Source organism: Streptococcus pseudopneumoniae, from assembly GCF_001072665.1.
GTDB classification, from domain to species: domain Bacteria; phylum Bacillota; class Bacilli; order Lactobacillales; family Streptococcaceae; genus Streptococcus; species Streptococcus pseudopneumoniae_S.
In genome coordinates this window covers 67,034-87,796 of sequence record NZ_JVJI01000132.1, presented here as the reverse complement: position 1 = coordinate 87,796, position 20,763 = coordinate 67,034, and the positions used below count along the sequence as shown (strand labels likewise).

The 20,763-nt window shown below is 39.3% G+C and carries 18 protein-coding genes; 3 read left to right on the top strand and 15 right to left on the bottom strand.

Annotated elements, in window-relative coordinates:
- Window positions 1-4: 4 nt before the first annotated feature.
- From ADH52_RS10065 to gyrA, 3 genes are all read right to left on the bottom strand, one after another.
- Window positions 5-802 carry a formate/nitrite transporter family protein gene (locus ADH52_RS10065; protein ID WP_020902891.1) on the bottom strand — a complete coding sequence of 266 codons (798 nt, stop codon included), beginning with the start codon at window positions 800-802 and terminating at the stop codon, window positions 5-7.
- Window positions 803-945: 143 nt separating this feature from the next.
- Window positions 946-1,689 carry a class A sortase gene (locus ADH52_RS10060; protein ID WP_033681684.1) on the bottom strand — a complete coding sequence of 248 codons (744 nt, stop codon included), beginning with the start codon at window positions 1,687-1,689 and terminating at the stop codon, window positions 946-948.
- Window positions 1,689-4,157 (bottom strand): DNA gyrase subunit A, encoded by a 2,469-nt coding sequence (gene gyrA, locus ADH52_RS10055; RefSeq protein WP_049511093.1) that lies wholly within the window; start codon window positions 4,155-4,157, stop codon window positions 1,689-1,691. The genes ADH52_RS10060 and gyrA overlap by 1 nt, the downstream gene beginning before the upstream one ends.
- A gap of 194 nt (window positions 4,158-4,351) precedes the next feature.
- On the opposite strand from gyrA, the gene ADH52_RS10050 reads away from it, so the two are divergent.
- On the top strand, window positions 4,352-5,338 hold the full coding sequence (locus tag ADH52_RS10050; protein WP_049499376.1) for an L-lactate dehydrogenase: 987 nt from the start codon (window positions 4,352-4,354) through the stop codon (window positions 5,336-5,338).
- 681 nt (window positions 5,339-6,019) lie between these two features.
- Here ADH52_RS10050 and ADH52_RS10040 read toward each other — a convergent pair.
- Both ADH52_RS10040 and ADH52_RS10035 read right to left on the bottom strand, forming a co-directional pair.
- On the bottom strand, window positions 6,020-7,255 hold the full coding sequence (locus tag ADH52_RS10040; protein WP_049511092.1) for a tetratricopeptide repeat protein: 1,236 nt from the start codon (window positions 7,253-7,255) through the stop codon (window positions 6,020-6,022).
- Window positions 7,245-8,411, bottom strand: a complete 1,167-nt coding sequence (locus ADH52_RS10035) for an AI-2E family transporter (protein ID WP_049511091.1) — start codon at window positions 8,409-8,411, stop codon at window positions 7,245-7,247. Before ADH52_RS10035 ends, ADH52_RS10040 begins: the two co-directional genes overlap by 11 nt.
- 153 nt (window positions 8,412-8,564) lie before the next feature.
- Here ADH52_RS10035 and ADH52_RS10030 point away from each other — a divergent pair, with 153 nt between their 5' ends.
- Window positions 8,565-9,578, top strand: coding sequence for a lactonase family protein (locus tag ADH52_RS10030; RefSeq protein ID WP_049511090.1), 1,014 nt, complete (start codon window positions 8,565-8,567; stop codon window positions 9,576-9,578).
- Between the two features lie 282 nt (window positions 9,579-9,860).
- Here the strand turns inward: ADH52_RS10030 and tuf are convergent, their stop codons facing one another.
- Both tuf and ADH52_RS10020 read right to left on the bottom strand, forming a co-directional pair.
- A complete protein-coding gene (gene tuf / locus ADH52_RS10025; RefSeq protein WP_001040726.1) occupies window positions 9,861-11,057 on the bottom strand; it encodes an elongation factor Tu in 1,197 nt (398 codons plus the stop codon).
- 206 nt (window positions 11,058-11,263) lie between these two features.
- A complete protein-coding gene (locus ADH52_RS10020; protein WP_049511089.1) occupies window positions 11,264-12,373 on the bottom strand; it encodes an AI-2E family transporter in 1,110 nt (369 codons plus the stop codon).
- A gap of 102 nt (window positions 12,374-12,475) precedes the next feature.
- On the opposite strand from ADH52_RS10020, the gene pbp3 reads away from it, so the two are divergent.
- Entirely contained in the window at window positions 12,476-13,717 is a 1,242-nt protein-coding gene (gene pbp3, locus ADH52_RS10015; RefSeq protein WP_049486907.1) for a D-alanyl-D-alanine carboxypeptidase PBP3, read from the top strand.
- A 189-nt stretch (window positions 13,718-13,906) separates the two neighbouring features.
- Here the strand turns inward: pbp3 and sdbB are convergent, their stop codons facing one another.
- The 8 genes from sdbB to atpF all read right to left on the bottom strand — a co-directional run bounded on the left by sdbB (window position 13,907) and on the right by atpF (window position 20,754).
- On the bottom strand, window positions 13,907-14,473 hold the full coding sequence (gene sdbB / locus ADH52_RS10010) for a thiol-disulfide oxidoreductase-associated lipoprotein SdbB (protein ID WP_049486908.1): 567 nt from the start codon (window positions 14,471-14,473) through the stop codon (window positions 13,907-13,909).
- Window positions 14,474-14,484: 11 nt separating this feature from the next.
- Entirely contained in the window at window positions 14,485-15,192 is a 708-nt protein-coding gene (gene ccdA2, locus ADH52_RS10005; RefSeq protein WP_049486909.1) for a thiol-disulfide oxidoreductase-associated membrane protein CcdA2, read from the bottom strand.
- Window positions 15,193-15,387: 195 nt separating this feature from the next.
- Window positions 15,388-15,807 (bottom strand): F0F1 ATP synthase subunit epsilon, encoded by a 420-nt coding sequence (locus ADH52_RS10000; RefSeq protein ID WP_049486910.1) that lies wholly within the window; start codon window positions 15,805-15,807, stop codon window positions 15,388-15,390.
- 10 nt (window positions 15,808-15,817) lie between these two features.
- On the bottom strand, window positions 15,818-17,224 hold the full coding sequence (gene atpD, locus ADH52_RS09995) for a F0F1 ATP synthase subunit beta (RefSeq protein WP_000094357.1): 1,407 nt from the start codon (window positions 17,222-17,224) through the stop codon (window positions 15,818-15,820).
- An 85-nt stretch (window positions 17,225-17,309) separates the two neighbouring features.
- Window positions 17,310-18,188 (bottom strand): F0F1 ATP synthase subunit gamma, encoded by an 879-nt coding sequence (locus tag ADH52_RS09990; RefSeq protein ID WP_000301224.1) that lies wholly within the window; start codon window positions 18,186-18,188, stop codon window positions 17,310-17,312.
- 15 nt (window positions 18,189-18,203) lie between these two features.
- Window positions 18,204-19,709 carry a F0F1 ATP synthase subunit alpha gene (gene atpA / locus ADH52_RS09985; RefSeq protein WP_042900828.1) on the bottom strand — a complete coding sequence of 502 codons (1,506 nt, stop codon included), beginning with the start codon at window positions 19,707-19,709 and terminating at the stop codon, window positions 18,204-18,206.
- 14 nt (window positions 19,710-19,723) lie between these two features.
- Window positions 19,724-20,260: a F0F1 ATP synthase subunit delta gene (locus ADH52_RS09980; RefSeq protein ID WP_049493454.1), complete on the bottom strand. Its 537-nt coding sequence runs from the start codon at window positions 20,258-20,260 to the stop codon at window positions 19,724-19,726.
- Window positions 20,260-20,754, bottom strand: coding sequence for a F0F1 ATP synthase subunit B (atpF, locus tag ADH52_RS09975; protein WP_020902744.1), 495 nt, complete (start codon window positions 20,752-20,754; stop codon window positions 20,260-20,262). The genes ADH52_RS09980 and atpF overlap by 1 nt, the downstream gene beginning before the upstream one ends.
- Between the last annotated feature and the right edge of the window lie 9 nt (window positions 20,755-20,763).

The following is a 20,763-nucleotide window of genomic DNA, read 5'->3' as shown; positions in this document are numbered from 1 at the left end:
TTTCTTAATCTACATAAGTATCTTCATTTTTATTGAGGAAGGCATATGGAAGACCCATCAGGAGGCCTCCTCCGATAAAGTTTCCGATGAAGGTTACACCCCAGTGACGAAGCATATTTCCAATACCGAAGTTAGCAATTGAATCAGCAGCAACACTGAATTTTACAATCGCGAAAGAAGCAAAGTTCGCCGCAATGTGCTCGTTTGTTAAGAATACAAACATGTAAATCGCTGACAACACAAGCCAAAGTTTGGCACCACCATCTTTGACCAAAACAAATGAAAGAATCGCAATATTTACGAAAATATTTGCCAAAATCGCCTCAAGCAAGATTAATTCATTTGAACGGCCTAACTTCATCTCAACAACCCCTGAGATGAAACTATCGTGTGTCAGATGTGCATAAGCTGCTGAGTGGGCAAAGCCCCAACCTGCTATCAAAGCCCCGATAAGGTTGAACAAGGTACAGTAAAGTAAAATCTCAGCTGTTTTTCTCCAAGAGATTTTTTTCAAGAAACTACCAGCAGTCAAGAACATCATGTTTGATGTTACCAACTCGGCATTCAAGAAAACAATGTAGGCCAATCCCCAAGCAAAGACAAAGGGGAAGAGGAAGCGTCCACTACCTGGTGCAATTTTATTAATCAAGTCAGCCCCAACTGCACCAGCAGCAGTACTGAAGGTTAAAAATGCACCTGCAAACATCGAACGAATCGCATACTTAAATTTGCTTTGACTATAAAGACTTTCCTTCTTCTTGCAAGCAAATTCAATCTTTGAGATAAATTCTGAAGAAACCATAATAAACTCCTAAAACTTTTATTTGTGATAATTATATCACAAACTTTAGAATTAAGGAAACGTTTTCTGTATTTCATAAAAGTTTATTTTATGAAAATATTAAAAGAATCAATGAAACTTAATCTTCACTGATTCTTTTAGAACTAATAAAATTGTTTATATGGTTGATTGAAGGCTGTCAAAATTTCGTCAGATGTTTGTGAATAATCTTTTGTTTCTTTCAAATCACCCTTTACAATGATCCGCTCAGTAGCTGCTGCATCCTCACAAGTTACTAAAGTAATTTCATCAACACCAGTTCGGTCATCAATTTCATCTACTCTATCTGGTGTAACTCGTTTCACTTCACTAATTTCATAGGTATACACTTTATTCTTATCTGTCAAGTGAATTTTCATCCCTTTTTTCGCACGATCTAGTGGAGAAAAAAGCATCTGACTAGCATTATCACCTGTGAAAATATGATGGCTAGCTAATGAATAATTCCCTTTACCCATTTCTTGGTCACGCTTCATGGTACCCGCACCATATAAAAGATTGACATTTGCAATCCCCTTAAAGATAGGTAAATTAATTTCAAGCTCAGGTATTGCAATTCCTCCGATAACAGGTAATTTTTGATTATCCCATTGAGAGGCTAAAACAGCTTCAGAGGAAATGGCTTTTACTGAATCAAAATCAAAATTTCCCTCTGTGTCCTGATTTTCTTCTATTTTTTCTTTTGATACTTGACTAACTTGGTATTTATTACTATTCCAAGCAATAAATGCATCACGAATCTTTGCATTAAAAATTAAAGCAATAGAGATCAGTATGAGAAATACAGCCAAGATATTTGTCAGCAGATTTTTTCGTTTGATTTTCTTATTATTCTTTTTATGAGACATTATGCTTCACCTTCTGTTTCGTTTTCTGCCCCAACTTCTTCTTTTTCTGCCGCTGCAACCGTAGTAAAGGTTACAATTTTAGCATCTTGGTCCAGGCGCATCACTTTAACTCCCATAGTTGAGCGACCTGTTTGTGAAATATTGGCAACGTTAGTTCGAATCATGACACCTGTATCAGTGATAATCATCAAATCTTCATCACCTTTAACTGTCAAGAGACCGGATAAAGGACCATTTTTTTCAGCTACATTAGCCGTCTTCATTCCTTTACCACCACGACCTTTTGTTGGATATTCAGTCGCAACTGTGCGCTTACCATATCCTTTTTCAGTGATGATAAGAACCTCGTCCTGGTCTGTGATTACACTGGCACCAATAACTGTGTCCCCCTCCCGAAGATTAACACCTTTTACACCAGTGGCGATACGACTCATACCACGAACAGCTGATTGATTAAAGCGAACTGCATAACCAAACTTGGTACCAATGATAATATCCGTGTCTTCTTCCGTCAACAATACATTAATCAACTCATCTTCATCCTTGAGGTTCAAAGCCTTGAGTCCATTCTGACGAATGTTAGCAAATTCCTTAACACTGGTTCTCTTCACAATACCATGACGGGTTGTGAAGAAAAGGTAAGCATCATCACTACGTTCAGATTCAACATTGATAATAGTCTGAATACTTTCGCCTTCATCCAATTTTAAAAGATTGACAATCGGCAATCCCTTGGCTGTACGGCCATATTCAGGAATTTCATAACCTTTAAGACGATAAACACGTCCTTTATTTGTAAAGAAGAGTAGGTGATCATGAGTGCTTGTCGACACTAACTCGCGAACAAAATCATCATCCTTAACACCTGTCCCTTGGACACCACGACCACCACGTTTTTGAGCGGTAAATTCGCCTTGGTCCAGACGTTTAATGTAGCCTTTGTTAGACAGTGTAATTAAGACATCAGCTTCTTCAATTAGATCCTCATCTTCAAGACTCAAGACTTCACCAACCATCAATTCAGTACGACGTTGGTCGTCAAACTTACGCTTGACTTCATCTAATTCATCTTTGATGATTTGAGAAACACGTTCTGGCTTAGCAAGAATATCCGCCAAATCCGCAATCAGAGCCAAGAGGTCATCATACTCAGACTGGATCTTATCACGTTCTAAACCTGTCAAACGACGAAGGCGCATATCTAGGATAGCCTGACTTTGGCGTTCAGAAAGCTTGAACTTGCTCATCAACTCAGCTTGTGCTTCCGCATCTGTTTCACTAGCACGAATGATACGAATCACTTCGTCGATATGGTCTAGCGCGATCAAGAGACCTTCTAAAATATGAGCACGTGCTTCTGCTTTTTCCTTATCAAAACGTGTACGACGAACAACCACTTCTTTTTGGTGCTCGATATAAGCATCCAAAATCTGACGAAGAGACAAAATCTTCGGTACACCATTTTGGATAGCGAGCATATTAAAACCAAAGTTGGTTTGCATTTGGGTCATCTTGAAGAGGTTGTTAAGGATAACGTTGGCAGACGCGTCGCGCTTGACCTCGATCACGAAACGAACCCCTTCACGGTTTGATTCATCACGAACTGCTGTAATACCCTCAATGCGTTTTTCCTGAACCAAACGAACAATATGTTCATGAACCTTGGTTTTATTGACCATGTAAGGAAATTCTGTTACAACGATGCGCTCACGGCCAGTCTTAGTTTCTTCAATTTCAGTACGAGAACGAAGAACAATAGAACCTTTACCTGTTTCATAAGCCTTATGAATACCTGATTTCCCCATGACAAGTGCACCTGTTGGAAAATCTGGACCAGGCAAGACTTCCATCAAGTCCTTGGTAGTCACTTCAGGATTGTCCATGACCAACTTCACTGCATCAATGGTTTCACCCAAGTTGTGAGGCGGAATATTTGTTGCCATCCCGACAGCAATACCAGTTGCTCCATTAACCAAAAGGTTTGGAAAACGAGCAGGCAAGACCAAGGGTTCACGTTCATTGGCATCATAGTTATCTACGAAATCAACCGTATTCTTATTGATATCTCGAAGCATTTCCAGAGCAATCTTGCTCATGCGTGCCTCGGTGTAACGCTGGGCAGCAGCACCGTCCCCATCCATGGAACCAAAGTTTCCGTGACCATCTACAAGCATGTAACGGTAGCTCCACCATTGAGCCATACGAACCATAGCTTCATAGATAGATAAATCTCCATGTGGGTGATATTTCCCCATGACATCACCTGTAATACGAGCAGATTTTTTATGGGGTTTATCTGGAGTAACACCCAATTCATTCATTCCGTAGAGAATCCGACGGTGAACAGGTTTCAAGCCATCTCGAACATCAGGAAGAGCCCGCGCTACGATAACACTCATGGCGTAATCAATAAAGCTCGTCTTCATCTCCTTTGTCAGATTGACATTCACTAAATTTTTATCTTGCATTAATAAATGCCTCATTTCACTATTAGTAATTAATAATATTATACCATAATGTCCGCCATATTTCAGATATCCAAATTAGCTAAAACGTTTACATCAAGAACTCCAAGGCATATTCGTGACAAAGCTTTTTAAAAGTGATAGAATTAAGACAACTGGGTAAATCCCTGAATAAAATTAAGGAGATGTTTAGAATAATGACTTCAACTAAACAACACAAAAAAGTTATCCTTGTCGGTGATGGTGCTGTAGGTTCTTCTTACGCTTTTGCACTTGTTAACCAAGGAATTGCACAAGAGCTTGGAATTATCGAAATTCCACAACTGCATGAAAAAGCTGTTGGTGACGCGCTTGACCTTAGTCACGCCCTTGCCTTCACTTCACCTAAAAAAATCTATGCAGCTCAATACTCTGACTGTGCAGACGCTGACCTTGTTGTAATCACTGCAGGTGCTCCTCAAAAACCAGGTGAAACTCGTCTTGACCTTGTAGGTAAAAACCTTGCTATCAACAAATCAATCGTAACTCAAGTTGTTGAATCAGGTTTCAAAGGTATCTTCCTTGTTGCTGCTAACCCAGTTGACGTCTTGACTTACTCAACTTGGAAATTCTCTGGTTTCCCTAAAGAACGCGTTATTGGTTCAGGTACTTCACTTGACTCAGCTCGTTTCCGTCAAGCACTTGCTGAAAAACTTGACGTTGATGCTCGTTCAGTGCACGCCTACATCATGGGTGAACACGGTGACTCTGAGTTCGCTGTTTGGTCACACGCAAACATCGCTGGTGTAAACCTTGAAGAATTCCTTAAAGACACTCAAAACGTTCAAGAAGCTGAATTGATTGAATTGTTCGAAGGTGTTCGTGATGCAGCCTACACAATCATCAACAAAAAAGGTGCAACATACTACGGTATCGCGGTAGCGCTTGCTCGTATCACAAAAGCAATCCTTGACGACGAAAATGCAGTACTTCCACTTTCTGTATTCCAAGAAGGTCAATATGGTGTTAAAGACGTATTTATCGGTCAACCAGCTGTTGTTGGTGCACACGGAATCGTTCGTCCAGTAAACATTCCATTGAACGATGCAGAAACTCAAAAAATGCAAGCTTCTGCTAAAGAATTGCAAGCTATTATTGATGAAGCTTGGAAAAACCCAGAATTCCAAGAAGCTTCTAAAAACTAATTGTAACTAGGTTCTCATTAAATGAGAACTCCATACCGAAGACAAACATTATTCTAGTGTTTGTCTTTTTTATTTCTCCAGATCTCCTATCCTTAAAAAATTTGAAACCTCTGCAAAATACTTTTCAATGCAAAAAAGTTTCCCGCCCTGTTTTCCGTGGTTTTTCCGATCTAAGTCAATCTTAACTTCCACATAAACTTAGCTTGATTATCAAAACTTTGTGAGTATATTTGCGGTTATTGGATACGATTCAGTCATAGATGAAGGAAAATCAATAACTTGTCCAATCTGACTAAGAAAATGTTCTTGCGGAACGAGTTCATCTAGCGTGTAAAAGACAACCTGATTGCGGTTATTGTCTGGATTTTCTTTATGAAACATAGGAAACATCTCACAACTTTTCTGACATCTATTATACGACTTTAGAAAAAATGCCCTTAGAAACTTTTAGTCTAAGGGCTTTGTTTTCAGTCTGAGTTTCTTATAAAATGAGAACTTTTCTTTTTATTGTTATAAAATCTAAGATTGTGCTTTTAAAAATATTACTTATCTCACTTCTTATGTATTGTATTGTAAATTCGAATACAAACACAATAACTCAAATATACTCTCACCATACAATAGATAAAATAACCTGTAGATGATACTATGAAAAATGATAAGATATAGCTTTAAAACATTTTATTCCTGCAATCTCTCATACAATTCTTGCATTTGTACATCATCTGGAACCAGTTTTAAGTAAGCTTGCGCATTGACTTTTGCTTCTTCAAAATAACCCAATTCACGCAAGAGATAGATATAGGGTTCCAGAAACTCTGGATTATCCTTTAAATCTCCTGCCAACTCTTGATAATGCTCGTAGGCAGTATCCAAATCGTCCATTTCTTGATAGGAACGAGCAATCATCCACTTGGTCAAAAGATTCTCTGGCTCATCATTTTGCAAGTCTAGAATGTCCTCATAACGTTCCTGTTCTAGATAAATAGTGGCTAGACGGAGTAAGATTTCTTCCGTATCCTCAGCGTCTTCTTTTGCAGTAAGGAGGTAGTTTTCTGCACCACTGGCATCATGCAATTCATAAGAGAATTGTGAAGCAGCCAGCAAGAGGCGAGTTTCAAAGGGATTTTTCTCTAAGCCTTGCTTAGTGATACGCAGAGCTTCTTGAACTTGATGTTCCTTATGTAAGGCCTGACTGTAACCATACTCATATCCTTCAAAATCAGGTGAAATGGTATCAAGTTGCTTAAAGTAGAGGACAGCTTTTTGGTATTCTTCTCTATCAAAGTAAAGACTGGCCAACTCAAAAGCTGTTAGGTCATCGTATTCTAACTCCAGGGCTTTTTCCAAAAACTCTGTAGCTGTTTCAAATTTCCCTAACTGGGCATAGGCAAAGCCAATCCGTTGATAGGTAGAAATGCCTGTTTGCTCATAAATAGTACGATTATCTAACTGGGCATAGCCTTGAATAGCTTCTTGGTAATTTTCCAACTCACTATCCAACTCTGCTAATCCCAATATCAAGAGAGGATCTTCTGAGTAAGTCAAGGCCTCCAATAATTTCTCACGCGCCACATCTGTCAAACTTTCCAGCTGGTAAAGGTCTGCTTTAAGTGCCAAAGCTGAAACATACCAGTCACTGTCTGCTTGGATTTCTTCAAGATAAGCAAAGGCTTCTTCGATTTGACCATCCTCGCTAGCAATTGCTGCTAGATTAAGATTAACCTCTGGAAAATCCTCTACGATTTTCAGGTAAATTTCCTTTGCCTGAGGATAAAAACCAATCCCTTCAAGATAAGTAGCTAACTCATACAGAAGGTCACTTGGATCATTTTCTAAAGCTTTGACGAAATAGTGCTCAGCCTTGGTTAAATCTTGCTCTTCCAAGGCCTGTAACATCTGTTGACTATTGTTCACTCTTGATTTCCTCTCCCTCTAGTTCATATAGGCCACTGACTACCTTATACCATTCAAAAATGGCTGAAATGACAACTTTAGCAGAGGCATAAACTGGAATACCGAGCAAGACTCCCCAGATACCAAACATGGATCCTGAAGTTAACAAGACAAAAAGAACATTAATAGGATGGATGTTTAATTGACTTCCCAAAATCAATGGAGAGACAAAACGGCCTTCAATAGTTTGTTCTACGATAAAGACAATCACTACTTTTAAAAGCATGACTGGCCCAGCAATCAAGCCCAATACTAGGGCAGGAAGCATGGCTAAGAAGCTACCCAAATAAGGAACCAGATTTAAAATACCAGCAGTAACCCCCAACGTAACTGCATAGCGTAAACCAATAATCTTGAAGAAGATGATAAACATTACTGCTACAATAATAGCCACTGTTACTTGTCCTCTAACATAGTTGGACAACTGTTGATTCACATCTGACAAAACCTGTCCTACAGGTTCCTTCAATTTCGTTGGCATGAATTGGGTTAAATAGTTACGCAAGCCTTTCCCATCACGCAAAAGGTAAAAGAGCATGAAAGGAACGATAATCAAGGCAACAATCACTTGAGATGCCCCGCTAATAAAGGCACTCACCCAGTTGACTGCCTGAGATGAAACCTTACTTGCCCAAACTGTAGCCTGACTAGAGAAGTTTGTTAAAACTTGCTCTAATTGAGGTCTGAAATCATCTGGTAAACGCTTGGTGACCAAATCATTAACAACTCTGTCTGCATCTTCGAGGTAGACTGGAACATTCCTTGCAAAACTTAAAACTTGACGTTGCAGATTTGGAATGGCGACTGCCAAGCCCCAAATGATAAAGAGAGCGATGATGACAAAGACAATACTGATTGCGATGACACGATTAATCTTATGCTTCTCCATCCAATCAACGATAGGATTTAATAAATAATATAGCAAACCAGATAGAATGACTGGCAACATCACAACTGCCAAAAAGTCTAGAACCGGTGAAAATAGAAAACTAATCTTGCTTAAAATAAAAAGATTCAGTCCCAATAATAAGGTTACCAAAAATACCGTAATTGCCTTGTTATCCAAAAACCACTTGAAAAACCAAGATAGGCTAAAATGTTTCTCTTTTTGCTCCATAAATACTTCCTTTCTATTGTTCTCTCATTATACCATTTTTAAATCAAAATAACTCTTTTTTAAAGTGCTTACATTCCATTGAATTGCACCGCATAGCATATTATAAATTCATTTTGTGATATAATAGACTTATCTTTATAAAGAGGTAAAGTTATGAAAGAAACTGTTTATTTTGGAACTTATACACGTCGGACTTCCCAAGGGATTTACAAGGCAGACTTCGATACAGAAACTGGTCAGCTTTCAAATCTAGAACTTTTTGCAGCTGAGCCAAGTCCGACCTACCTTGCCTTTGACCAACACCAACATTTATACACTGTTGGTAGTCAAGACGATAAGGGGGGGATTGCAGCCTATCAAACTGATGGAACCTTATTAAATCATGTCGTGGAAGAAGGAGCTCCCCACTGTTATGTTGCCGTTGATGAAAAGCGTGATTTGGTGTACGCAGCAAACTACCACAAGGGACAGGTCCTTGTTTATAAACGTCAGGAAGATGGTCGTCTTCTACTTAGTGATGTGGATCAACACAGTGGCCAAGGTCCACATGAAAATCAAGCTTCTCCACATGTTCACTATACAGATTTAACACCTGACCACTATCTAGTGACTTGCGACTTGGGAACTGACCAAGTCATCACTTATGATCTTGATCAAGAAGGAAAATTATCTAAACTCTATACCTATCACAGCCAGCCAGGAGCAGGCTCACGCCATATTATTTTCCATAACCATTATAAAATTGCTTATCTGATTTGTGAACTTAATAGCACTATCGAGGTTCTAATCTACGATGGTGTTGGCGAATTTGAACGCATGCAAGTCATTTCAACTCTACCAGACGGTTATGAAGGCTTTAATGGTACTGCTGCTATTCGTCTCTCTAAAGACGGTAAATACCTCTACGCTTCTAACCGTGGTCATGATTCTATCGCAGTATATACAATCCTTGCGGACGGTAGTTTAGAGTTGTTAGAAATCGTTCCGACTCATGGTAAGACTCCACGTGATTTTGATTTGACACCGGATCAAGAATTTATCATTGCTATCCATCAAGACTCTGACAATGCAACCGTTTTTAAACGCAATCCTGAAACTGGTCGTCTTGCAGAACTTTCTAATGACTTCCATGTCCCAGAAGCGGTCTGCATCAGATTTGCTAATTAACATAATTATAACTGACCAACTAACGGAGCTACACACCAAAGACAAACATCATTTTAGTGTTTGTCTTTTTTATATCTACAAATTACTCCCCCAAAAAAAGATGGAATCTTTCTCAAAACAATTTTTCCATGAAAAGTAAAAATATTTCACAGCCATCATTTATTTGTCTCACACCTAACGGAGCTAGACGGACTAATAGTGACATAATGAAAAAGAACCTTGCAAAGCAAGATTCTTTTAGTGTCTGACTTAAATAATTGTTCTTCTGGGAACTAAACCGAATTAAGCTTCGATTTCTGTAACCATACCTGAACCAACAGTACGTCCACCCTCACGGATAGAGAATGTAGTACCTTGTTCTACGGCGATTGGGTGGATCAACTCAACGTCGATTGTCACGTTATCACCAGGCATTACCATTTCAGTACCTGCTGGAAGTTCGATTGAACCTGTAACGTCAGTAGTACGGAAGTAGAATTGTGGACGGTAGTTGTTGAAGAATGGAGTGTGACGTCCACCTTCTTCTTTAGTAAGGATGTAAACTTCACCTTTAAATTTAGTGTGTGGGTTGATTGAACCTGGTTTAGCGATAACTTGTCCACGTTCGATTTCGTCACGTTGAACACCACGAAGAAGGACACCTACGTTATCTCCGGCAAGACCTTCGTCAAGTTGTTTACGGAACATTTCAACACCAGTAACAACTGCTTTTTGAGTTTCTTCTTTGATACCAACGATTTCGATTTCGTCGTTGACTTTAACGATACCACGGTCGATACGTCCTGAAGCAACTGTACCACGTCCAGTGATTGAGAATACGTCTTCGACTGGAAGAAGCAATGGTTTGTCAGTGTCACGTTCTGGTTCTGGGATGTACTCATCAACTGTGTTCATCAATTCCATAACGATGTCTTCGTATTTAGTGTCACCTTCAAGGGCTTTAAGAGCTGAACCTTGGATAACTGGAAGATCGTCACCTGGGAAGTCGTATTCTGACAATAGGTCACGGATTTCCATTTCAACCAATTCAAGCAATTCTTCGTCGTCAACCAAGTCAACTTTGTTCATGAAGACGATAAGGTGTTTAACACCAACCTGACGTGAAAGAAGGATGTGCTCACGAGTTTGTGGCATTGGTCCGTCAGTTGAAGCTACTACAAGGATAGCTCCGTCCATTTGAGCGGCACCAGTGATCATGTTTTTAACGTAGTCCGCGTGTCCTGGAGCGTCGATGTGAGCGTAGTGACGTTTTTCAGTTTCGTACTCAACGTGCGCAGTGTTGATTGTGATACCGCGTTCGCGTTCTTCTGGAGCAGCATCGATAGACGCATAGTCTTTAGGTTGGTTAACTGATGAAGGCAAGCGACGTGCCAAAACAGTTGTGATAGCTGCAGTTAGGGTAGTTTTACCGTGGTCAACGTGTCCGATAGTACCAATGTTAACGTGTGGTTTACTACGATCGTATTTTTCTTTTGCCATTTGAGTAAAAGCCTCCAATAAAATATATTTTATAGATAGACAGTAGGCAATACAGTCTAACTTTCCTTACTATTTTATCAAATTTCAGCTAAATTGCAAGTGTTTTACAAAGTTTTTGTGAATTATTCTTAATCTACTAATCTAAACGGCACTTCCACTCCTATCACTTGCCTAAATAAAAAGAAAAATCAGGAATTTCCTGACTTTTACTTAGCTAATTCTCTTTCTCGTTCTTTCATTATTTTATGATTTTCATACAAACGTGATAAAAACTTAGAAATTTCTTTCAAGATAGAATAGGTTGGTACTGCGACAATCATGCCAATGACACCATAGATATTACTTGATAACAAAAGCAATACTAAAATCGTAATCGGATGAACCTTCATTACCCCACCAACGATTCGAGGGTAAAGGATATTTCCATCCACTTGTTGAATAATTAGCATATAAACAACTGCAATCAGCATTCTATGGGGATCAGTAAAGACATTAGCGATAATCATTGGAATCAAGCCAATACTTGGTCCTACATAAGGAATGAGATTGGCTAATCCTGAAAAGATGGCGAAGACCAAAGCATATTTTAAACCAATAATACTATATCCAATAAAGGCCAAACACCCAATAATAATCGCATCAATTGCAACTCCACTAATATAGCGAGCAATTGTCGCATTCAAATTCTTTAATAGGCCTGCAATATGTAGCTTATCTCTCTTTAAAACAGTACGTTCAAGCATCGGCAAGAACTTGTTACCGTCTAACAAAAAATAAATTAAGAACACAGGGGTCATGATAATAATCAAAACGGTACTAAAGAGCGCAGATAAGACACTTCCAACACTATTCGTTACACTATTTAGGATATTCTGTAGAATATCTACATAAGAGAGATTTAACTGTTGAATAGTCGCTTGAATATCTAAATTTTGAAAGGCTGGATAAGTGGATAAATCGATAATCAAATCTTGCAGACGACTGTAGATTGTCTGACTTGTAGCAATCAAACTTGTCAGCTGATTAATCAAAATCGGTAAGAGATAGACGACCCCAATAACTAGCCCACAAACCAAGGCGCACAAGGTTAGTAGAATACCAATGATACGGTTAATTTTGAAATACTTTTGTAAAAAATTTACAATAGGATTGGTCAAATAATATAAAAAACCACCTAAAAGAAAGGGAATCATTATAGTGTTTGCGACACTTACAAAAGGCGTTATAATCCCACCCATCTGTCTCCATAAATAAAAGATGATGGTTAATAGTAAAATCTCACTGGTCCAAAAAAATAATTTATTCTTACGAAACATGAAGTACCTCCATTCATCTATTTTACCACACTTTCAAAAAAGCTTCTTTCTTATATCATGAAACTGGGAATATTTTTTTCTTTATGATAGAATAAACTTACTATGAAAAAAATAATTTTAACTCTTTTAAGCCTTTCCGTTATTGGCTCAGCATCTACTGTTGCTGCCCAAGATTTTAATATTGCTGCTAAACATGCAATTGCTGTTGAGGCGAATACTGGTAAAATTCTCTATGAGAAAGATGCAACCCAGCCAGTTGAAATTGCTTCAATCACAAAGTTAATTACTGTTTATCTTGTCTATGAAGCCTTGGAAAACGGCAGTATTACACTATCAACTCCGGTAGATATTTCTGATTACCCTTACAAATTAACGACAAATTCTGAAGCGAGTAACGTTCCTATGGAAGCTCGTAATTATACCGTCGAACAACTACTTGAGGCAACCCTGGTATCTAGCGCCAACAGTGCGGCTATTGCGCTAGCTGAGAAAATTGCTGGCTCAGAAAAAGATTTCGTCGATATGATGCGGGCAAAACTCTTAGAATGGGGAATTCAGGATGCCACTGTTGTCAATACGACGGGTCTTAACAATGAGAGTCTAGGTGATAACATTTACCCAGGCTCTAAAAAAGATGAGGAAAATAAGCTCAGTGCTTATGATGTCGCTATCGTTGCTCGCAACCTCATCAAAAAATACCCACAAGTCTTAGAAATCACGAAAAAACCTTCTTCTACTTTTGCTGGAATGGCAATCACTTCTACCAATTACATGTTAGAGGGTATGCCTGCTTATCGCGGTGGTTTTGATGGATTAAAAACAGGGACCACAGATAAGGCTGGAGAGTCTTTTGTTGGTACTACTGTCGAAAAAGGCATGAGGGTTATCACAGTTGTTTTGAATGCGGATCATCATGACAATAATCCTTACGCTCGCTTCACAGCTACATCTTCACTAATGGATTATATCTCTTCTACATTCACACTTCGCAAAATCGTTCAGAAAGGTGATGCCTATCAAGATAGCAAAGTCCCTGTACAAGACGGAAAAGAAGATACAGTCACTGCTGTTGCTAAAGATGATATTTCTCTAATTGAACGTATTGGGAATCAATCTTCTCAATCTGTTCAATTCACACCTGATTCTAAGGCAATTCCAGCACCACTTGAAGCCGGAACAGTGGTTGGACATTTGACTTATGAAGACTCAGACTTGATTGGTCAAGGTTACATCACCACAGAACGTCCTAGTTTTGAAATGGTAGCAGAAAAGAAAGTAGAAAAAGCCTTCTTCTTAAAAGTTTGGTGGAATCAGTTTATCCGCTTTATCAACGAGAAGCTATGATATAATAAACTTCTTAAAGCTAAAAAATAAATATTATGTTTAAAGAAAAAGAAGGGGAATCTGTATAATACAGAACTCCCTTCTTTTTTAAACTTAATTTATTGATAGCAAAAATCCCCTAAATCTTAGATTAATACTATCTAAAATCTAGGGGATTGATTGTATAAATACTATTTTAAAATCTTGATTCTAGTTCATTTCTTTAAAGGCTGCTTCTGCATCCTCGTTGCTGATGACACCAAATTGAATCTTTCCAATCTTTCCTTGACTATCAATCAGGTATTCTGTAGGAATGCTTCGAATTTGATAAGCTTGGAAGGTGGTTCCTTTTGTGTCATAAAGTACTGGGATATCTTTATATCCTTGATCTTGGAACCATTGTGGAAATTGCTCGACAGTTTTTTCACCTTGAATTCCTGGTGCAATGACACTAAGAATTTCGAAATCACGATCTTGTTTCGCAGCTAATTCCATCAACTCAGGCATACTTTTCTTACATGGACCACACCATGAAGCCCAAAACTTCAAGTAGACTTTTTTCCCCTTATAATCAGATAACTTAACTTCTTTACCATCCATAGATTGCAAGGTGAAGTCTGGAGCCTCTTTTCCAACAGCAATTTGTTGTACAGGCGTTTGTTGCTGTTGTTTTGGGGATTGTTCTGGTGCTTGAGTCTTTTTAGTCTCTTCCTCGCCACAGGCCATCAATACAACTAGTGACAAGAGGCTTAAGCCAGCAAACATTACTTTTTTCATCTTTTTCTCCTTTATTCAAAAATACCAGCTAGAACATTTACTTGTCCTAATAGTAACAAAATTCCCATTAAAATAATGAGTAAACCACCAATTTTCTTCAGTAGCATCATATGGCGCTTGAGTTTACTAAAATAAGGCATCACTACGCCTGAAGCTAGAGCCAAGACCAAGAAGGGAATGGCCATTCCCAGAGTGTAAATAAGAGTATAGATAGCTCCTTGCCAAGCGCCATTACCTCCAGAAGCCGCAAGTGCTAAGACAGAACTTAAAACCGGCCCAATACAAGGCGTCCAACCAAAGCTAAAGGTAATACCAAGTAAAAAAGCTGACCAATAACGATTAGAATCTGATTTTTTAAAGGTAAAGCTTTTTTGAACCTCTAATTTCTTAAAATGAAAAATTTCCATCTGGTGAAGGCCCAAAATGATAATAATTGTTCCCATGACATATCGAAACCAATTTGCATAGAGAATATTACCAAAGTAACCAGCACCAAATCCTAAGATAAAGAAAATGAGAGAGATACCTGCAATAAAGCAAAGTGTTCGAATCAAACCTGACCAGGCAACTTTTTTCCCAAATAATGAAAAACTTTTTGCACTATCCTGATCATCCAATAAGATACCAGTATAGACAGGTAACAGAGGGAAAATGCAAGGGGAAAAGAAGGACAAGATCCCTGCTAGAAAAACAGAGATTGAAAATACTATCGTTTCCAATAAAGAACCAACTTTCTTAATAATTCTAATTCTATTTTACTATAATCAATTTTATTTGTATGATTTCTGCTACGCAAATTGAACTATGCAATCTTTTAATTATCTTTTATATCTCTAGACAATTCTAATTTTGCATCAGTTTTGCTCCCTAAGAAAACATAAAAAATGAACTTGGTAACTCAAGTTCATTTTTTCTTATAGTCTTTTTCCGACATTGATACGGTTAATGGCACGTTGCAGTGCAATCTTCGCACGACGTTCTTGGTCAATCAAGTGTTTGTCGTGTGCTTCTTCAATTTCACGCTCTGCTCGAAGTTTGGCACGTTCTGCACGACTAACGTCGATATCACGAGCACGTTCTGCAGAGTCAGCAACAATTGTGACAACGCCATTGGCAACTTCGATAACGCCTCCGTTCACTGCAATCCAGTTCACGTGATTTTCATCATCTACACGTTTAACCTTAACCTCATCAACTGCTAAAACTGCAATCATATTTTCATGTCGTGGCAAGATTCCCATCTCACCATCCAGAGTTCGAACTGATACAAAGCTGGCATGGTGATCATAGACGAGACCATCTGGTGTCACGATCTGGACAGTTAACTGAGCCATAGATCACCTCTTAAAATCCCATTTTTTCAGCTTTTGCAATCACATCTTCGATAGAACCTACACCACGGAAGGCATCTTCTGGCAAGTGGTCGTGTTTACCATCAAGTATTTCCTTAAAGCCACGAACAGTTTCAGCAACTGGAACATAAGAACCTGGCTGACCAGTAAATTGTTCCGCAACGTTGAAGTTTTGTGACAAGAAGAACTGGATACGACGGGCACGAGCAACCAAGGTCTTTTCTTCATCAGAAAGCTCATCCATACCAAGGATAGCAATGATATCTTGCAATTCATGGTAACGTTGAAGAACGCGTTTTACTTCAGCAGCAACTGCATAGTGCTCTTCTCCAACAATTTCAGGTGCCAAGGCACGTGAGCTTGAAGCAAGTGGGTCAACGGCTGGATAGATACCCAATTGTACCAACTTACGTTCCAAGTTAGTTGTTGAATCCAAGTGAGCAAAGGCTGTTGCTGGCGCTGGGTCAGTATAGTCATCCGCTGGCACATAGATAGCTTGGATAGAAGTTACAGAACCCTTCTTGGTTGATGTAATACGTTCTTGCAATTGACCCATTTCCGTAGCAAGTGTTGGTTGGTAACCAACGGCTGATGGCATACGACCCAAAAGGGCAGATACTTCTGAACCAGCCTGAGTGAAACGGAAGATATTATCGATAAAGAGAAGCACGTCTTGTCCTTCTACATCACGGAAGTATTCAGCGATTGTCAAACCAGTAAGGGCAACACGCATACGTGCTCCTGGTGGCTCATTCATCTGACCAAATACCATGGCTGTTTTCTCGATAACACCTGATTCTTTCATTTCCCAGTAAAGGTCATTCCCCTCACGAGTACGTTCCCCAACACCAGTAAATACTGAAATACCACCGTGTTCTTGGGCAATGTTGTGAATCAATTCTTGAATCAAGACAGTTTTACCAACTCCGGCACCACCGAAAAGTCCAACTTTACCACCTTTAAGGTAAGGGGCAAGAAGGTCGATAACCTTAATCCCTGTTTCAAGGATTTCAGAAGAGGTAGACAACTCATCAAAAGTTGGAGCTTTTTTATGAATTGGCTGACGCTCTGCATCTTCTGTAAAAGGAGCTTCCAAGTCAATGGTATCTCCCAAAACGTTGAAGACACGTCCCAAAGTTTCTTTACCTACTGGTACAGAGATTGGACGACCTGTGTCCAATACTTCCATTCCACGAGTCAAACCATCTGTTGATTCCATGGCGATAGTACGAACCATACCATCCCCCAACTCCAAGGCTACTTCAAGGACGATTTTTGTTTTTCTTTCGTCATTTTTGTAGACGACAAGTGCATTGTTAATCTCAGGAAGTTTTTCCCCTGCTGCAAACAAGACGTCTACAACGGGACCGATAACCTGAGCAATTTTACCTGAACTCATCTCCTTCTCCTATTCTATATAAGATACTGTCGGTCCCTAGCTTAACTAGGTCCTAAGTTCATTTTCATACGAGCTAGACTAGTGCCTATTCTAAGGCACTAGCTCCTGCTACGATTTCTGTAATTTCTTGTGTAATCGCCGCCTGTCTGGCACGGTTATACTGAATTGTCAAATCATTAATGACTTTCTTAGCATTATCTGTCGCTGTTTGCATGGCGGTCATACCCGCAGCATTTTCAGCTGTCTTAGCATCGATAATAGCCCCGTAAATCATACTTTCTGCAAACTGAGGCAACAACTGCTCCAAAATTTCTTCTCGGCTAGTTTCCAATTCAAAGGTCAAGCTGTAACTGTCATCTGCTTCATTTGGATCCAAGTCAACAATTGGAAGCATTTGCTCCACACGCATTTGACTAGTTAGCGTATTGACATGGTGGTTGTAGCAGACATAGAGTTCATCAAAAAGTTCATTTTGGTACATTTCAACAGTTTTTGAAATAATCTTACGAACTTCATCAAAGCTAGGTTGGTCTGCCAAGCCACGTAATTCATAAAGTGGTTGAATACCACGAGCTTTAAAGAAATCAGCTCCCATTCCACCAATACAGATCATTTCAAAGCCTTTACCATCTGGATGGTATTCTTCTTTCAACTCCATAACAGCTTTCAGAATAGAGGAATTATAACCTCCAACCAAACCTCGGTCTGAAGTAATGACGATATAGCCTGTCTTCTTAACTGGACGACTAATCAACATCGGATTGGTTGAACTGCCAGCTCCATTACCATGAAGAATATCCGTTAAAAGTTTACGAACTTTCTGAGCATAAACTTGGAAGTTGCGAGCAGCTTCTTCAGAACGACCTAGCTTAGCAGCTGATACCATCTGCATGGCATTAGTGATTTGACTCGTATTTTTTGTTGAGGCGATTTTTGTTTTAATATCATTTAGAGATACTGCCATCTGACACCTCTATTCTTATTGGAAGCTGGTTTGATTGAGAAACTCTGTAATCGCAGCATCCAAGACTGCTTCTTCTGGCAAGTCTTTTGTATCACGAATGGTTTCCAAAATCTCTGGATGTTGAGCATCAAAGAAGGCATGGAACTCTTCCTCAAAACGAACAATTTCATCTACTGGAACAGTATCCAAGAAACCATGTGTCAAAGCATAGAGAATGGTTACTTGTTTCTCAACAGGTAATGGTTTGTGAACAGGTTGTTTCAAGACTTCAACTGTACGACGTCCACGGTTCAACTTAGCCTGTGTTGCTGCGTCCAAGTCAGAACCAAACTTAGTGAAGGCTTCCAACTCACGGTATGAAGCAAGGTCGATACGAAGTGTACCAGCAACCTTTTTCATGGCTTTAATTTGTGCAGAACCACCTACACGAGATACAGATGAACCCGCGTCAATGGCTGGACGAATACCCGCATTGAAGAGACCATCACCAAGGAAGATTTGTCCATCAGTGATTGAAATCACGTTGGTTGCGATATAGGCAGAGATATCTCCTGCTTGTGTCTCGATAAACGGTAGGGCTGTAATAGATCCACCACCAAGTTCATCAGAAACTTTAGCTGAGCGCTCAAGCAAACGGCTGTGAAGGTAGAAAACATCCCCTGGGAAGGCTTCACGACCTGGAGGACGACGAAGCAAAAGAGACAGTTCACGATAAGCTACCGCTTGTTTTGAAAGATCATCATAAACGATCAAAACATGCTTACCTTGGTACATAAATTCTTCCGCCATGGCAACCCCAGCATAAGGAGCTAGGAAGAGCAATGGAGATGGTTGTGAAGCAGAGGCTGTCACAACGATTGTGTAGTCCAAGGCACCGTACTGACGTAGTGTTTCTACTTGCGTACGAACTGTTGATTCTTTCTGTCCGATCGCTACGTAGATACAGATCATATCTTGACCCTTTTGGTTCAAGATTGTATCAATCGCAATTGTTGTTTTCCCTGTCTGACGGTCACCGATAATCAACTCACGTTGACCACGACCAATCGGTACAAGGGCGTCAATAGCTTTCAAACCAGTTTGCAATGGTTCTGATACAGACTTACGTTGCATAACACCAGGAGCTGGCGCTTCTACTGGACGAGTTTTATCAGTGTGGATTTCTCCAAGACCGTCAACTGGACGACCAAGTGGGTCCACAACACGACCAATCAGACTTTCACCTACTGGGACTTCCATGATTTTACCTGTACGGCGGATTGTATCGCCTTCACGGATGTCTGTAAAGTCACCTAGGATGATAATACCAACGTCTGTTGACTCCAAGTTTTGAGCCATCCCATAAGAGCCGTTTTCAAAAATCAACAACTCTCCACTCATGGCATTTTCAAGGCCGTGAGCACGCGCGATACCGTCCCCGATATAGGTTACAACACCTGTTTCAGTCACATCAAAATTGGGTTTGAAATTTTCAATTTGTTGCTTAATTAAAGCGCTGATTTCTTGTGCGTTAATTGCCAAAAGAACACCACTTTCTATTTCAAATTTTCTTTAACAACTTTAAGTTGTTGTTTAATACTCACATCAATTGTCTTGTGATTGGCAAAAATGACAAAACCACCAATAAGACTTTCATCGATTTGTTCTTTTACACTCCTTACTTTCAGAGACATTTTTTTCTCAATCAAAGGGAGCAAGCGACTCTTCTGTTCATCAGTTAAAGGATGAGCTGACGTAATCGTCACTTCAAATCGATTTGTTTCTTTTTCAAGTCGGTTCAAGCAATCTACAAGAATATCATAAAAAAGATTTGCTCTGTGATTGTAGATAAGAACCTGAATAAAGTTTTGCAATAAAAGTGACACTGAATCTTGGAAGAACACAATCGTTTTTTCCTTGTCAGACTCGTCTACTGCCACTTTTTTTAAAAAAGAAGGTAAGCCTGTTTCTTCAGCAACTTGCTTGATTTGAGCTAAGTCTGAAAAGATACGGTCTTCTTCTCCTTTTTCAAGTACCAATTGGACAAAAGGCATGCTGTATTTTTCAATTACCTTTACTGTTTTCTTGTCCATTAAGCTTCTCCTAACTGATCGATATACTGATCAATGAGTTCTTTATGGGCATGACCGTCAAGGTTTTGTGAGATGATTTTACCAGCCAAGCTGATTGTCAAATCTGCTACCTCACCCTTAACGCTTTGTAAAGCTTCAGCTTTATTTTGAGCAATTTCTTGGTTCGCTTTTTCTTTCAAGCGTCCTGCTTCTAGCTTAGCATCTGCTAAAATACTAGCTTTGCTTTTCTCAGCTGTTTCTTTCGCATTCTCAATGATTGTCTTAGCTTCTTTACGGCTACCAGCCAATTCATCTTCGCGTTTCTGAGCCAATACTTCTGCTTTTTGACGTGCTTGTTCAGCTCCGTCAATATCTGCTGCAATTTTTTCTGCTCTTTGTTCGAAAATGCTAGCCAAATTTGACCAAGCGTATTTCTTAACCAAGACTAGCAAGAGAATAAAGGAACCAGCGATTAGTATAAAGTCACCAAGTAATTCACCTACTGTTACATTCATAAACTACTC